The 14,996-nt window shown below is 62.7% G+C and carries 10 protein-coding genes; 3 read left to right on the top strand and 7 right to left on the bottom strand.

Annotation, left to right across the window (positions count from 1 at the left end; all coding sequences use genetic code 11):
- On the bottom strand, positions 1-1,548 hold the full coding sequence (locus AB0I57_RS14945) for a hypothetical protein (RefSeq protein ID WP_358336496.1): 1,548 nt from the start codon (positions 1,546-1,548) through the stop codon (positions 1-3).
- Between the two features lie 610 nt (positions 1,549-2,158).
- Positions 2,159-2,926, bottom strand: a complete 768-nt coding sequence (locus AB0I57_RS14940) for a hypothetical protein (RefSeq protein WP_358336493.1) — start codon at positions 2,924-2,926, stop codon at positions 2,159-2,161.
- A 502-nt stretch (positions 2,927-3,428) separates the two neighbouring features.
- Here AB0I57_RS14940 and AB0I57_RS14935 point away from each other — a divergent pair.
- Positions 3,429-3,842 (top strand): hypothetical protein, encoded by a 414-nt coding sequence (locus AB0I57_RS14935; protein WP_358336490.1) that lies wholly within the window; start codon positions 3,429-3,431, stop codon positions 3,840-3,842.
- Here the strand turns inward: AB0I57_RS14935 and AB0I57_RS14930 are convergent, their stop codons facing one another.
- Positions 3,843-5,066 (bottom strand): acetate kinase, encoded by a 1,224-nt coding sequence (locus AB0I57_RS14930; protein WP_358336487.1) that lies wholly within the window; start codon positions 5,064-5,066, stop codon positions 3,843-3,845.
- On the bottom strand, positions 5,063-7,177 hold the full coding sequence (gene pta, locus AB0I57_RS14925; RefSeq protein WP_358336484.1) for a phosphate acetyltransferase: 2,115 nt from the start codon (positions 7,175-7,177) through the stop codon (positions 5,063-5,065). Before pta ends, AB0I57_RS14930 begins: the two co-directional genes overlap by 4 nt.
- 68 nt (positions 7,178-7,245) lie before the next feature.
- Here pta and AB0I57_RS14920 point away from each other — a divergent pair, with 68 nt between their 5' ends.
- Positions 7,246-7,755 carry a nitroreductase/quinone reductase family protein gene (locus AB0I57_RS14920; RefSeq protein WP_358336481.1) on the top strand — a complete coding sequence of 170 codons (510 nt, stop codon included), beginning with the start codon at positions 7,246-7,248 and terminating at the stop codon, positions 7,753-7,755.
- A gap of 171 nt (positions 7,756-7,926) precedes the next feature.
- Here AB0I57_RS14920 and fgd read toward each other — a convergent pair whose 3' ends face one another.
- Both fgd and AB0I57_RS14910 read right to left on the bottom strand, forming a co-directional pair.
- Positions 7,927-8,934 carry a glucose-6-phosphate dehydrogenase (coenzyme-F420) gene (fgd, locus tag AB0I57_RS14915; protein ID WP_358336478.1) on the bottom strand — a complete coding sequence of 336 codons (1,008 nt, stop codon included), beginning with the start codon at positions 8,932-8,934 and terminating at the stop codon, positions 7,927-7,929.
- Positions 8,935-8,990: 56 nt separating this feature from the next.
- Positions 8,991-9,332, bottom strand: coding sequence for a DUF202 domain-containing protein (locus tag AB0I57_RS14910; RefSeq protein ID WP_358336475.1), 342 nt, complete (start codon positions 9,330-9,332; stop codon positions 8,991-8,993).
- A gap of 92 nt (positions 9,333-9,424) precedes the next feature.
- Between AB0I57_RS14910 and AB0I57_RS14905 the strand changes: the two genes are divergently transcribed.
- Positions 9,425-10,384 (top strand): alpha/beta hydrolase family protein, encoded by a 960-nt coding sequence (locus AB0I57_RS14905; protein ID WP_358336473.1) that lies wholly within the window; start codon positions 9,425-9,427, stop codon positions 10,382-10,384.
- Here AB0I57_RS14905 and AB0I57_RS14900 read toward each other — a convergent pair.
- Positions 10,364-14,860 carry an amino acid adenylation domain-containing protein gene (locus AB0I57_RS14900; protein WP_358336470.1) on the bottom strand — a complete coding sequence of 1,499 codons (4,497 nt, stop codon included), beginning with the start codon at positions 14,858-14,860 and terminating at the stop codon, positions 10,364-10,366. The genes AB0I57_RS14905 and AB0I57_RS14900 overlap by 21 nt on opposite strands.
- Between the last annotated feature and the right edge of the window lie 136 nt (positions 14,861-14,996).

The raw sequence follows: 14,996 nt of genomic DNA, 5'->3' as shown, positions 1-14,996 counted from the left end.
TCAGTTCCCTTCTCTCGGACCCAGCGGTGTTGCCGGATCGATCCATTCAATCTCCACGTAGGTATCCGTCACCGCACCAATAGATCTCATCGCCTGCTGCGACACGTCCACCACGCGAAACTTCGGGCCCCCAGGGACAGCCCATGCGCCCGGACCCCAGTCGGCCGGACGAACCACCACAGAACGCCCATTCGCCGGATTGGTCACCTGCAGGCGGCGATGGGGCAGATACGCCTTCAGTTCGAGATCCGAGGTGCCGGCAACCGGTTTCACCCACGACCCGTTGGCAGGATCGGGCTGAACCCGGCAGTAGTTGAACCGCATGGCGCAGTACCACGGATCAGTCGGGTAGTCGGCCGACTCGCCGGAGATTCCCATCTTCCTACCTCGGGTGCTCCGATCGTCCGGACCACCGAAATAGCTTATTCCGCCCTGCATCCCGTGAACGGGTGTCAGTCTCCGTTCCTGTGCTGTCGGGATGTACTTCTGCACTCGCTCACTCAACGGAACATCGTCACCGTCAACGGACAGAACGGCAATCGTTTCATCCGGTGCCCAGTAGATGCGCCCGTTCTCGAACTGCTGATAAGCACCTGAGTCGAACGGGATTTCGTTGGATGTCGGCCAACCCAACGGCCCGTTCTCGAATCCCGCACGTCGCCACCGTTCGCCGATCAAGCCTGTGACGTAGAAGCCTGGTTGGCCGGCCTTCCGGTACAGCGTTCCCCGCTCGAATGCCTGCACCAGTCCCTCGGTCAGCACGGTGTGGTCACCCACCGGGTACCCGAGGGGACCCGTTTCCCAACCCAATTTGGCATACGCATCGAACAGTTCCAACGGGATCGCGTGTGCACCGTACTCGGGTGTCCAATAGATGTATCCGTGTTCATACTCGACGTAGCGCCCACGACCATCCGGTGTGGAGAGCTCGATCGCCTCGGTAATCTTGTCGCCCAGCCATTCGGAGACGGCCCGCTTCGCCGCGATGGCGTTGGGGACCGGCACGTTCACCGGATCTGAGTCGTCTCGATACTGCGCTATCCAAGCAGCGAACACATCCCACGGAAAGTGTGGACCGACGTCGGTATGGGTTCCGATTCCCAGACCCATTGTGATCCCGTAATGATCCGTGGCACCGGACATGCCACGCGAAATCTGGTTCCAGTCGACGGTGTACAGGTTGTCGAAAGCGTACTTGCGGCCGTCTTGCACAAAGATCCGCGCCGCCTCCTGAATGGCGTTGCCGAACTTGGTGAGCCATTCGTCGCGGCCCATTCTCGCGAATGAACCCGCAAAACAGAAATTCACCGTGTACGGATTGGCGTCCAGCACGGACCAGGAAGCGCGGTCGGTGTCCACCACATCGACGTTCGTGAAGTTGTCGCACGAATAGTGGTAGGACACCCTGCTGCGCGACTGCTGCAAGTACCTTGCCAGGCTGTAGGCATCTCCCCTGCCCTCTTGGGTGTGCAGCACGTACAACCGAATCCGTGCGCCGTGCCGGCTGCTGTGGTTCGGTGAGATACCTGTCTGATCCACTTCGATCATCGGTCCGCCTCCCTCGAGTCCTGACAGATTCCCACCGATCCTCGTCTGACCGAATCTGCTGCGCTCGCGAACACCTTCTTCCAATCCCGGAAGTACCAGATCGGTATGTTGAACGTCCGGTACGACAGCTCACACGGCCCGTACCCGCAGGATCGTTCCCCGGGACACCACTTGTGAACGTGGTCGAAACATCGCTGGTAGACACCGGAACTACCCTGATCCCGCCAGACCGCGTAGCGTCCGAGCCGATCGTGGATTTTCCCGCAAGTGCAGAAGGTGACGTCATTGGTGATATGGCTGCCGTCGAATGTCATGGAGCTCCCCCTCTGTTGTCGGCCCTGCCTGAATATCTCCCCGTGCACGCAGGCGCGATCGCCGTGTGTTCCGAGGTGGTCGGCTCGAGTTGAGCCCAATCGTGAACTGGGGCTGTAATGCCGCATCGCGGGTACATCCACCAGATGTTCGCCTATTCGAATGCCTGAGATACCAAATTCATTCAGAGTTTCCGCTGCTGGGTTCCCGCTGCGCAATCCCAGTCAGCGGATCCGATGAGCGCTGCAATGCCTTCGGAACAGACTGGCGCATATGTCCAATCAGATTGTTCTTCGGATCATGAATGGATCTTGACGACTCTGTGTTCGCTTCTCCTCTCTCGCGGTGGTGCATTCCTTCGCAACGTTCCGCTCTCACCGATCCGCGCCGAAGCTCCGGCTACTTGTCGGGCGGATACGACTCCTGTTCGTAGCAGCCTGAGCGCGTCGATCAGGTTCTGAATCTGGCCTGCGAGCCGTACAGCATCTACTTCGTACAGCCTCACGTCAGTCACAGCACCGGCAAGTTTCTCGATGCCCTTCGTGGTCCGGTACACGTCGCCGAGAACTGCGTGAAACGGATTGGCCGGTACTGGCACATGCGCAACTTCTTCGGATTTCTCGCTACACCGCGTACCCGCATTCCCCTCCCCTGCAGGGTGATCCGAGTTCGACTTGGTGGCGGACTTGACACCGCTGTCGTAGTACTTCTGCCAATCCGCCTCCTCCTCGTCGGGCAGCGACACTTCCTCGCCGGCCAGAATCCCGCCACTGACCAGTCCGTCCACACGCGCCGCCTCCCATGCATGCCAGTACTGCGACACGGTTTGGCGCCTGCGAAGTCCGAAGATTCGGAGAGCTGCAAACTCCGAGAAAGTCAGTCGCGGTGCCTGTCCGTTAACGGACAGGCGAGTCGACATGTGCTGGTTACGACCCGGGGCGCACCATGCGTAGACCATCGCAGCCCGCGACCACTCGCTCTTTTCGACGGCGCGTCCGATCTGGTTGCCCTGAGACACGAGTTCGTTCTTTGTGGTCGGCACTTTGAATGTCGCTGAAGTGTTCATCGTTCCATCCCTTGTTTCCGCGGCCGCTCGTGTGGCTTCCTTGCGTGTCCCGTGCAAGCACTCAGTGTTGCCCCTGTGACCCATGTTGCGTATGTGGCCAAAATCACTTCGTCTACATACTGTGCACCGCCCGAATCTTGCGGTAAAGAGCTGCCGGATTACGGGATCATCACAACCGTCTTGGGCTGCGAATTACCTGGTCAGGCCCTAGAAGGCGAGACTGCCGAGTGCCTCTGGTCGTGTCTTTCAAAAACAAACCCGAGGGGCAAAATGGTGTGGGCGAAACAGACCCCGACCATCGGGCGCAGTGCCGCTTCCGCACCCCTCGAGTTGGGCAGAGCGCAGGGTGCCACATCCGATCGGCGACGGGCCTAGTTCGGGCATGGACCGACCGACCCACTGACCCACCGACCCTTAGTCACCATGCGTTGACATACGGGCAGGCAGTGTGCCAGCATTGTCAACAGTTGATGACTCATTGTGTGATCCCTGGAGGTCCGCCATGACCGTCAAGGTGCTGCAGATCGGCCTCGACCCAGACCTGATCGACTACACCTCAACTGATTTCGCGCAGTTCAAAGGATTGACCCGAGACGCGCTACGCAAGGCCAACGACGACAACGTCGCGGCCCTGCGGGCCGCTGGATTCGACGTCGACAACATCCTCATCGATTTCGGTGAGACGGCCATCGACGTGATCCGCGATGCGATCACCACCACCCGATATGATGCCGTACTCATCGGCGCAGGCGTACGGATGGTAGCGAGCAACACATTGCTGTTCGAGTCATTGATCAACCTTGTCCACACCGAACTGCCCTCGGCGCGTGTCATTTTCAATTGCCGACCCCAACCCACACCCGATGACATCTACCGCTGGTTCAGCTCTTCTCGAGCCACCGAACCCAAGAAGTGATCACACCTGCGGAGCTGCACTCCCCTTGACCAGCTTGGCCGCGGCACGGGCGATTGCCAGTTCCTCGTTCGTAGGCACAACCAGAACCTGCACATCGGAGCCATCCGACGAAATACGCCTGGCTGCACTCGAATTCGAGTTGTTTCGATCGTTGTCCACGACAATCCCCAGCCGACCCAGCCCGGCCAGGCTGTCGCGTCTTACATCCGGGTTGTTCTCGCCGACCCCCGCGGTGAACGTGATCACGTCGACGCCGCCGAGTTCGACGAGGTATGCACCCACATATTTGCGCAAGCGGTGAATGTAGACGTCGTAGGCCAACTTCGCCGACTCGTCTCCCTCGCCGACGAGAGTCAACAGTGTTCGAAAGTCGTTGACTCCAGCCAAACCCTTCACCCCGGAGTGTCGGTTCAGGAGGTCGTCGATCTGCCCGACCCCCAGGGATGCATTCTGGTGGAGGTACAGCACTACCCCGGGGTCGATGTCACCGCACCTGGTGCCCATGACCAGTCCCTCCAGCGGTGTCAGGCCCATGCTGGTATCGATCGCCCGGCCTCCGGAGATCGCGGATGCCGAGGCACCGTTGCCAAGGTGCAGCACGATCTGGTTCAGTTCCGCGATGTCTTTTCCGAGGAACTCGGCCGCCTGCGCCGACACGTATTGATGCGAGGTGCCGTGAAAGCCGTACCGCCGGATCCCGTGTTTCTCAGCCACATCCCGATCGATGGCATAGGTAGCAGCCTCGGGGGGAAGTGTATGAAAGAACGCGGTGTCGAACACGCCCACGTGCGGGATGTCCGGCAGCGCTGCGCGTGCAACCTCGATTCCGATCACATTGGCCGGGTTATGGAGCGGAGCCAAAGAGGACAATATTGAAATAGATTGCACCACTGCATTATCGATGAATACGGGTTCGTAGAATATGTCGCCACCATGAACGAGGCGGTGTCCGACCGCGACGATACCCGCTTCACGCAAATCCAGCCCGGTCTCGGCAATGATGTTCGCGGCCATCGTCAGACCTGCACGGTGGTCGGGAATGAGGCAATTCCGTTCCTCTGCACCATCGCCATGGTGGTACACGATGCGGCCGCTCGGTTCGCCGATTCGCTCGATGAGGCCCGATGCCAAAGACTCACCTGTGTCCGGATGGATCAATTGGAACTTGATCGACGACGAACCAGAGTTGAGGACCAGTACCGAACCTGCGGTGCTTTCGCTCACTTCTCCACCCCCTGTGCCTGAATTGCCGTGATCGCCACGGTGTTGACAATGTCCTCGACCAACGCACCCCGTGACAGGTCGTTGACCGGTTTGCCGAGCCCCTGTAACACAGGTCCTACCGCGATAGCGCCTGCGCTTCGCTGCACCGCCTTGTACGTGCTGTTGCCGGTGTTCAGGTCGGGGAAGATGAAAACGGTCGCCTTCCCCGCGACTTTCGAACCAGGCATCTTCTTATCTGCGACACTCTGCTCGATAGCGGCGTCGTACTGAATGGGACCATCTACCAACAAATCCGGGCGACGTTGGTGAACCAGCGCGGTCGCCGACCGCACCTTGTCCACATCAGCACCGATGCCCGAGTCACCAGTGGAATACGACAGCATCGCGATGCGGGGTTCGATGCCGAACTGTGCTGACGTGTGGGCCGAGGAGATCGCGATGTCGGCCAACTGCTCGGCAGTTGGGTCGGGCACTACCGCGCAGTCACCGTAGGCGAGGACCCGATCGGACAGGCACATCAGAAACACGCTCGACACAGTGGACACGCCCGGTGCCGTCTTGATGATCTCGAGCGACGGCCGGATGGTATGCGCCGTCGTGTGCGCGGCACCCGACACCATGCCGTCCGCGATTCCCAAGTGCACCATCATGGTTCCGAAATACGAAATGTCTGTCATCAGTTCCCGGGCGCGTTCGACTGTCATGCCCTTGTGCGCACGCAGCCGCGCATATTCCTCGGCGAACTGTGTTGCGAGTTCCGAGGTCAGGGGATCGAGCACCTGTGCGTCGCCGAGGTCGACGCCGAGCTCCGCAGCACGGAGTCGCACCTGGACTTCATCACCGAGGAGTGTGAGCTGCGCCACATTCCGCTGCAAGAGCCTGCCGGCGGCCCGAAGGATTCGGTCGTCGTCCCCTTCGGGCAGGACGATGCGCTTTTGCTGTCCCCGCGCCCTGTCGATCAGTTGATACTCGAACATCTGCGGTGTCACTACCGACGGGATCGGCAGTTTCAACCGGCCGAGGAGGGTCGACCCATCCACCCGTTGTTCCATCAGGCTGAGGGCGGTGTCGACTTTCCGTTGCGCGTCGACTGCCATCCGGCCACGCGTTCGCGCGGCGATGCTCGCCACGTCGAAGGTGTCGAGCGCAGTTTTTAGGATCGGCAACCGCGGTTCCAGGCCCGCCAACAGTGCGGCGATGGTCGGGTGCGGCGACAAACCACCGCTCATGATGATGCCGGCGAGCGACGGAAACCCCTCGGCCTCATGCGCGTTGACCATCGCGAGGAGCACGTCGGAGCGGTCGGCCGGAGCGACGACCACCGCCCCCTCGGTCAGCCTCTCGAGGATGTGCTCGGCTGTCATTCCACCGACCAGCACTCCCAGCGCCTCGCGACGGAGCAATTCGGGGTCGCCGCTGAAGAGCGTGCCGCCCAGCACCTCGAGGAGCTCTGCCATCGTCGGTGCGACCAGCAGCGGGATCTCTGGCAGGCTCCATGCCGGTACGCCGGTGGAGGACAGCGCGGCGGTGACGGCGTCGAGGTCGTCGGGGTCGCACCTATTGGCGACCACAGCCAACAGGTGTGCATGGTTGGCGGCCAACTCGCCGATGCAGAGCTTCGCTACTTGGGCCACCTCATCGGGACTACGTCGCGCCCCTCGCAGCGCGAGCAGGACCGGCGCGCCCAAGTTGACGGCGATCCTCGCGTTGTAGCCGAGTTCGCTCGGGCTCGTCACGTCGCTGTAGTCGCTACCGACTACCACGACGGCATCGCAATGGTCTGCAACCTGGTGATATCGGGCGACGATCTCACTGAGTGCCCGCGTGGGGTCGGCGTGAACGTCCTCGTAGGTAACTCCCAGGGATTGCTCGTAGCTGATGTCGGCAGTGGTGTGCTCGAGCAGCAGTTCGAGGATGTGGTCGGTCTCCTTGGCAGATCGGGCGATGGGGCGGAAGACCCCTACCCGAGCCGCCGACGCGCAGAGGAAGTGCAGGATGCCCAGGGCCATGGTGGACTTGCCGGTGTCCCCCTCGGGTGAGGCGATGTAGATACTCGTTGGCTGGGGACGCGGCTGCGGATTCACTGGCGAAGATGACGCGTGCGAGGCCATGGCCACAGCGTATCCGCCAATAGACAGGACACGATTGACACCGCCCCAGCCGGGGGGTGTGATGAGGCATGGCCGACTCACCCTTCCCCGACGTCCGATGGGGTAGCGAGAACAACTTCCTCCGAGAACCCATGACGGCATTCGCTTCCACTCGCGTCGGCTCATGGGTCATCAAGACACTCACCCCGCTGGACCGGCGTCTACTCGAGCGCACCAACGGCCGTTTCACGATTCTCGGCCCTATCGCCGCTCCCGTCGTACTGCTCACGACGACGGGACGGAAGTCAGGCGTTCCGCGGACCACGCCATTGCTGTACTACCGCGAGGGCGAGCAGATCTTCGTGGCAGGCAGCAATTTCGGTCAGGATCACCATCCCGCGTGGACAGGGAACCTCCTCGCCGACCCACACGGCGTCGTCAGCATCGGCGGAACCAAGATCCCGGTCACCGCGACCCTCCTCGCGGAACCCGAACGGACCCGCATCTACCGAGAGCTCGAGAACATAGTGCGGGTGTACGGCGTCTATCTTCATCGAACCGACCGCCAGATGCGGGTCTTCGCGCTCACCGCAGACTGATGATGTCGGCCCCCGATGGGTGTCGATCAGCGCGATGCTCACCGACCTTGCCGAGAGCCTCGAGACCGGAGCGGAGTTCGACGACGGGTGGATACTAGTCGTGTTGGACGACCGGCTCGAATGGCAATCCGCGCGCCGACCGAAATCCGCTTCGGCACAACGAGTGCCGCTCTACCTCCGCAACCGAGGTGCGAGGTCGCGCTCGAACAACTCCAAGAACCGCTTCTGATCATGGCCGGGCGCGTGGAAGACGAGGTGGTTGAGTCCGGCATCGACGTATTGCTTGATCTGTGCAACCGCTTCGTCCGGATCCGACGCCACGATCCACCGCTTCGCCACCTGCTCGATCGGCAACGCATCTGCGGCCTTCTCCATCTCGATCGGATCATCGATCGAATGTTTCTGCTCGGCGGTCAACGACAATGGCGCCCAGAACCGAGTGTTCTCCAAAGCCAAGTCCGGGTCGGTGTCGTACGAGATCTTGATCTCGATCATCTTGTCGATCTCGGCGACATCGCGCTCGGCCTTCGCCGCGCCCTCGGAAACCGCAGGCATCAACTTCTCCGTGTACAGGTCCATACCCTTGCCGGACGTGCAGATGAACCCGTCACCGCTGCGACCGGCATACCGGGCCACCACGGGCCCACCCGCGGCGATGTACACCGGAATCCCGTCCTCGGGCACGTCGTAGATCGATGCCCCCTTGGTCGAGTAGTACTCCCCCTCGAAGTCGACGCGGTCTCCGAGCCACAATTCGCGCATCAACCGCACCGACTCCCGCAGCCGCGCGAACCGCTCCTTGAACTCGGGCCACTGTCCGGAAAAGCCCGTCGCGATCTCGTTGAGTGCTTCACCGGTGCCGACGCCGAGCATGACCCGTCCCGGATACAGGCACCCCATCGTCGCGAAAGCCTGCGCCACCACCGCCGGGTTGTATCGGAACGTCGGTGTCATCACCGATGTCCCCAGCTGGATACGGCTGGTGCGCTCACCAACCGCCGTCATCCACGCGATAGAGAACGGTGCATGACCACCCTCGTGCCGCCAGGGCTGAAAATGATCCGATACCGTCGCCGAATCCATCCCGTGTGATTCGGCGAGAACACCCAACTCCACCAACTCCCGCGGACCGAACTGCTCCGCAGACGCCTTGTATCCGAGTTTGAGTTCGTGGGTCACTGCGCACTCCTTCTTCCGTCACGTTCGGTTCGCGAGAAGCAAACCTCTAATGCAGGTTAGAACGCGGCAACCAGGGTGGCGACCGCCGCTCCGATCGCCACACCTGTAAGTGTCGCCGCAAACATCCACAGTTCGCGCGGTGGGGGCATAGGAGAATCCTCCCTGAGCGCCTTCTCCACCTGGGCCCACCGTCGCATTCCCACCAGCGCCGCGGCCGCTGCGAGTCCTATCAAGATCAGGCCGATGGTGGTCCGCACCCAGGCCGTACTGAATCCGGGAACCAGCGCTTCGATCGCAATACCCCCGGCGAGGAGGGCGAGTGAGCTACGCATCCATGCGAGGAACGTCCGTTCGCTCGCGAGAGTGAATCGTTCGTCGGGCCGGTCCTTGTCGGTCACCAAGTCATCTTTACACCGCTTCCTCCGATCTGCACCGAGCAGGTACTGCGCCGATCTAGATTGGAAGAGCAGGCCAAAGATAGGGGGGCGACATGCTACCGTTCAATGTTCTGCGCTCAGCGATCCTCCCACGCATTGCGACGGCGGCGCTGCTCGCGCTGCCTGCATGGGTAGGTCTGGGGCCACCGTCCGCGTCCGCAGAGGTCATCACCACGCGGGTGGACGTGTATTCGCCGTCGATGGGCCGGTGGGTGCCCAACGACGTCATCTCCCCCGCTTCGGGCGAAGCTGCCCCCACCTTCTACCTGCTCAGCGGAATCGGGGGCGGGGCGGACGGCATCTCCTGGTTCAACAACACCGGTGTTCGGGAATTCTTCGCGGACAAGAATGTCAATGTGGTCATGCCGATCGGCGGTCAATACAGCATGTATACCGACTGGATCGCCGACGATCCTGTTCTCGGCCGCAACAAGTGGCAGACATACCTTACGAGCGAACTTCCCGCGGCGATCGACAGCCGTTTCAACACCACCGGGTTGAACGCGATCGGCGGGGTATCGATGGCGGGCAGCGCAGTACTCGACCTCGCAATGCAGGTTCCAGGCTTCTACCGTGCGGTCGGCTCGTACAGCGGCTGCCCCATAACGAGCGGCACGCTCGGGCAGGCGATGGTGCGGTCCATGGTCGAACTGCGAGGCGGCGGAAATACCGCCAATATGTGGGGCGGTTCGTCGGACCCGAGATGGGCCCTACACGACCCGATGCGCAACGCCGAACGTCTGCGCGGCACGGAGTTGTTCATTTCCAGCGGCAACGGCATGCCTAACCCGATCGACGATCACGACCCTGTACTGGCGATACCGCAGACGATCGGCGGCGGTGTACTCGAAATGGTGACCAATGCGTGTGCCGCCGCGTTCCAAGAGGAGCTGCAGTCGCTGGGTATTCCGGCTACCTTCCGCTTCCTCCCGTACGGCACTCACTCCTGGGGGCTGTTCGAGACCGAATTACGCGAGTCCTGGCCCCTGATCTCACGGGCGATCGGGGCTTGACGCCAGAAATCTCTCCAGAATCGGCCCGATGACCGAGAGGGCTTCGGGCGCGGTCATGTGAAGGTGATCGCAGGGAACCTTGTGTTCGACGATCGCGCCGGCGATTGCCGGTTGCCACACGCTCGGCGGCGGCCGCTCGCCCTGCTCGCCTTCAACGGACGGTGTCGCACTGAAGAACAACAGGTCTCCGTCGAACACCCGGGGTACGTATCCGGTGGAGATCTGCTTGGAGTTCTCCAATCCGGTGCTGATGCGCTCGAGAAGCGTCGAGGCGAAAACGGTGTCGTGACCGAACGATTTGCCGAGCATATCGACCAATTGCTCGCGGTACGACGCTTCTGTGTCGACGTTTCCTTCGACCTCGACGCCCAGTCCGCGGAGCCACCTCTCGGCGTCCACCTCCAGTTCACCGACGTCGTCCCCTTGCGCACCATAACTGTCCATCATCGCGAGAGTGCCCACCTCGGCCCCCGACTCACGCAGTTCCACGGCAACCGCGTGCGCAATCACGCCCCCGAGTGACCAACCCAGCAGGTGATACGGCCCTTCCGGCTGTACGGCCCGCATCTCCACTGCATATCGATGCGCCAGTTCCGCCATCGAGTCGACTGTCGTTCCGCCACCGAGCACGGGAAGCTGAAGGCCGTACGCTGGGCGGTCGGGCGCCAGATGTTTGATCAGCCCTGCGTATCCCAACGCGAGCCCGCCCGCGGGGTGCACGCAGAACAAGGCGGGACGTGCACCGATGCGGCGGAAGGGAACGACAACCGCCAGCAGTTCGTCGTCGGGCACGGCTTCGGACGCCGACAGATCAGCGATTCGACTGGCCAGACCCTCCGGGGTCGGATCACGGAATATCCACGGCAGCAGGACATCCGTGGCCAGCCTGGACCGCAGCGCGGGCACCACCAGGGCTGCCGACAGTGAGTTCCCACCCAGTTCGAAGAAGTCGTCGTCGGCACCGACGCGGTCGACCCCGAGCACCTCGGCGAAAACCTCCGCCACCGCCTCCTCGGTCGCATTGGCAGGTGGCCGGAACTGCCGCGGTGCGATCGACGGTGCGGGAAGCGATCGCCGGTCCAGTTTTCCGGTGCGGCCGACGGGCAGATCGTCGAGCACCACCAATTGGGCAGGCACCATGTACCGTGCGAGATGGGATCTGGCGTAACGGAGCATCTCGGCGGGGTCGATGCTCGCACCCACTTCAGGGGTGACGTACCCCACCAGCCGATCTCCGACGTCGCTGTGAACGACGACTGCAGCGGCACGGACGCGGTCGCAGCTCGCAAGTACCGACTCGATCTCGCCGAGCTCGACTCGCTGTCCGCGTATCTTCACTTGAAAGTCGTTTCGTCCCACATACTCCAGCCGCCCGATAGCAGCCCAGCGAACTAGATCCCCGGTTCGGTAGAGACGGGACCCGGGCTCGCCGAATGGATTTGCGACGAACGACGCCGCTGTCAATCCCGGACGACGGTGGTAGCCACGCGCCAACCCTGGCCCCGCCACGTACAGTTCACCCACCGCACCGACCGGGACGGGCCTCAACCAGGTGTTCAGCACGACCAGGTCGACGCCGCGGGCCGGCCCGCCGATATCCACCGGTGCCGAGGGAGAGAGCTCCGCGCTCAGCGTCGCCTGGACCGTTGCCTCGGTCGGGCCGTACCCGTTGAATACGGATCGGCTCGGGCTCCAACGCGACGCAACCTCGGGAGGGAACCGTTCGCCCACCACTACGAGAACCCGCAAGGATGCGATGCCGCCACCCACCGAATCGGCGCCCATGGAATCGAGGATCGTGGGTGTGAGGAAGGCATGCGTGACGCGCTCGGCGTCGAGGAATCGAGCCAGATCCGTTCCCCCGACAACGTCGGTTGGCGCGATCACCAAAGTCGCACCGGAGCCGAAAGCCAGCAGTAGTTCGGACACCGATGCGTCGAAGCTCGGCGACGCCAAGTGCGATACCCGATCGCCGGTCGTCGCCAGGAACCGCTCCCGTCCGTCCGCGACGAGATTGGCGAGGCCTGCGTGTGTAACCAACACACCTTTGGGTGTTCCTGTCGATCCGGAGGTGTAGAGCAGGAATGCGGCGTGCTGGATTTGCAGGGGACGTAGGCGCTCGGCATCGCTCACAGGGCGACCGGAATATCCACTCGCCACGTCGCGGCCGTCCAGGAGCAACCACTGAACCGCGCTGGGTAGCATGTCACGCTGCCCGGAGACCGTCAGCCCGAGTACTGCACCCGAATTCTCGAGCATTCGAGCAATGCGAGCGGAAGGCAGCGCGGGATCGACCGGGACGTAGGCCGCCCCCGACTTCGCGACCGCCCACACAGCCAGCACCCATTCGATCGACCGCGACACCCCGATCGCAACGAACGCATCCGGGCCGACGCCTCGGTCGATCAGTGCTCTGGCCAAACGGTTGGACCGCTCGTCGAGCTCTCGGTATGACATGGCCACGCCGTTGCCAGACACCGCGGTCGCTGCCGGGGCGAATGCGGCTGCCGTGGAAAGCACGTCGGATAGGGTCCGCCCTTCTACCGACAGGAGACCCCGCATCGGCACCAGCTCGCCCCGTTCGAGCGGGTCGAGAATTTCGAGGTCACCAACTCGGATCGACGGGTCCGCGACAGCGGAGTCGAGGAGACGGACGAACCCGTTTGCCAGCCTGGCAACGGTCGCGGCGTCGAAAAGATCTGTGGAGTAGGTGAAGCCGGCGTTGATACCCCTCGGCGAGCCGTCTTCGCCGTACTCTTCGGCCAAGGTCAGTTGGAGGTCGAACCGTGCGATCCTCGCACCGAGGTCGATGCCACTCACCCGCACTTCCGGCAGCGCGAGATCGGGTTGCCGCACGTTCTGGAACTCGAGCAGCACCTGGAACAGCGGCGTGTGCGCTGTCGACCGCGGCGGGTCGAGCGCCTCCACCACCTTTTCGAACGGCACCTCAGCGTGAGTGAAGGCGCCGAGATCGACGTCCCGTGCCTGTTCGAGCAGTTCGCTGAAAGAGAGCGAGTCGTGGACGACCGTGCGCAGGACCACCGTGTTGACGAACATTCCGACCACTTCGTCGAGGGATGCCTCACCTCGGCCTGCAACCGGAGTCCCGATGGCGATGTCGTCGGACCCGGTCGTCTTGGCCAAGAACGCAGCCAAGACGGCATGGGCCACCATGAAAACCGTCGAGTGGTGTGCAGAGGCCAGCTCCGCCAGTCGGCCGTGCAGGCGGGCATCGATCTCGAAGTCGACACGCCCCCCGTCGGGTGAGCGTTGCATCGGGCGAGGACGATCGGACACCAAGTCCAGGGCAGGGGGAAGACCGGCCAGCGTGGCACGCCAGTAGTTCAGCTGCCGCGACATCGACGACTGCGGATCATCCTCGGAGCCGAGAACTTGTCGCTGCCAGATGGCGAAGTCGGCGTACTGGACCGTCGGCGGTCGCCACTGCGGGGCATGCCCTGCCATCCGCGCTGTGTAGGCCACCACCGCATCATGCGCAAGCGGGACCATCGACACACCGTCCGCGACGATGTGGTGCACGACCACCAGTAGCGCACGATCACTCTCGGAAAGCTCGAACACAGCTGCCCGCAACGGAACTTGCTCCGTGACATCGAATCCCAGCGATGCCGCCACCGCAAGCTGCCGATGCAATTCCTCCTCGTCCGACACTCTCGTGACGACAAGGTCGGGTACCGCCTCCGACGCAGGGAGGATCATCTGTGCCGGTTGGTCACCGACCATGGGGAAACGGGTTCGGAGCGACTCGTGCCGTCCCACCACATCCGCCAGCGCCCACCGCAACGCGTCGACGTCGAGTGTTCCGGTGAGCCGGAACGCCATCACGATGTTGTGCGCCGGGGAAGATGTGTCGAATTGGTTGAGGAACCACATTCGAGTTTGCGCGAGAGACAAAGGAATTTGCTCGGGGCGGGCGGTGGGCTGCAATACGAATCGGTCTTCGCGCTCCCCGGCAGAGGCGACACGTTCCGCAAACGCCGCAACGGTCGGGGCCTCGAACAAGGAATGCAGAGCGGCATCGACCCGGGCGACCACCCTCGTGGCGGTCAGTGAGTCTCCGCCCAATCGGAAGAAGTTGTCATCGGCACCGACACGATCGACGCCCAGTACATCCCCGAACACCTCGGCGACGACAGCCTCGATCGGGGTGGCCGGTGCTCGGAACCGGTCTGCAGTGATGTCGGGTGCGGGGAGGGCACCACGATCCAACTTCCCATTCACCGTCACCGGGAACTCGTCCAACACCACCACCACCGACGGCACCGAATACCCCGGCAACACCGACCCCGCAAACCCCACCACCGAATCCGGATCCACCACCACACCCGCCTCCGGCACCACATACCCCACCAAGCCAGACCCCCGCACCACCACCACCGCCTGCGAAACACCCAGACATCCACCGAGTACCGCCTCCACCTCCCCCAACTCCACCCGCTGCCCCCGCACCTTCACCTGAAAATCACCACGCCCCCGAAACTCCAACACCCCCTCCGCCGACCACCGCACCAAATCCCCCGTCCGATACAACCGCGAACCCGACACCGAAAACGGATTCGCCACAAAACTCGCCGCCGTCAACCCCACCCGA

Source organism: Rhodococcus sp. NPDC049939 (assembly GCF_040656415.1).
Classification (GTDB): domain Bacteria; phylum Actinomycetota; class Actinomycetes; order Mycobacteriales; family Mycobacteriaceae; genus Rhodococcus_F.
Note: the sequence above shows the minus strand (reverse complement) of the source record. Positions and strands in the feature narration are given on the sequence as shown.

What these genes read in the sequence shown, in the direction of transcription:
- AB0I57_RS14945 (WP_358336496.1), bottom strand. Translation starts at nt 1,548, where the DNA reads ATGATCGAAGTGGATCAGACAGGTATCTCACCGAACCACAGCAGCCGG.
- AB0I57_RS14940 (WP_358336493.1), bottom strand. Translation starts at nt 2,926, where the DNA reads ATGAACACTTCAGCGACATTCAAAGTGCCGACCACAAAGAACGAACTC.
- AB0I57_RS14935 (WP_358336490.1), top strand. Translation starts at nt 3,429, where the DNA reads ATGACCGTCAAGGTGCTGCAGATCGGCCTCGACCCAGACCTGATCGAC.
- pta (WP_358336484.1), bottom strand. Translation starts at nt 7,177, where the DNA reads ATGGCCTCGCACGCGTCATCTTCGCCAGTGAATCCGCAGCCGCGTCCC.
- AB0I57_RS14920 (WP_358336481.1), top strand. Translation starts at nt 7,246, where the DNA reads ATGGCCGACTCACCCTTCCCCGACGTCCGATGGGGTAGCGAGAACAAC.
- AB0I57_RS14905 (WP_358336473.1), top strand. Translation starts at nt 9,425, where the DNA reads ATGCTACCGTTCAATGTTCTGCGCTCAGCGATCCTCCCACGCATTGCG.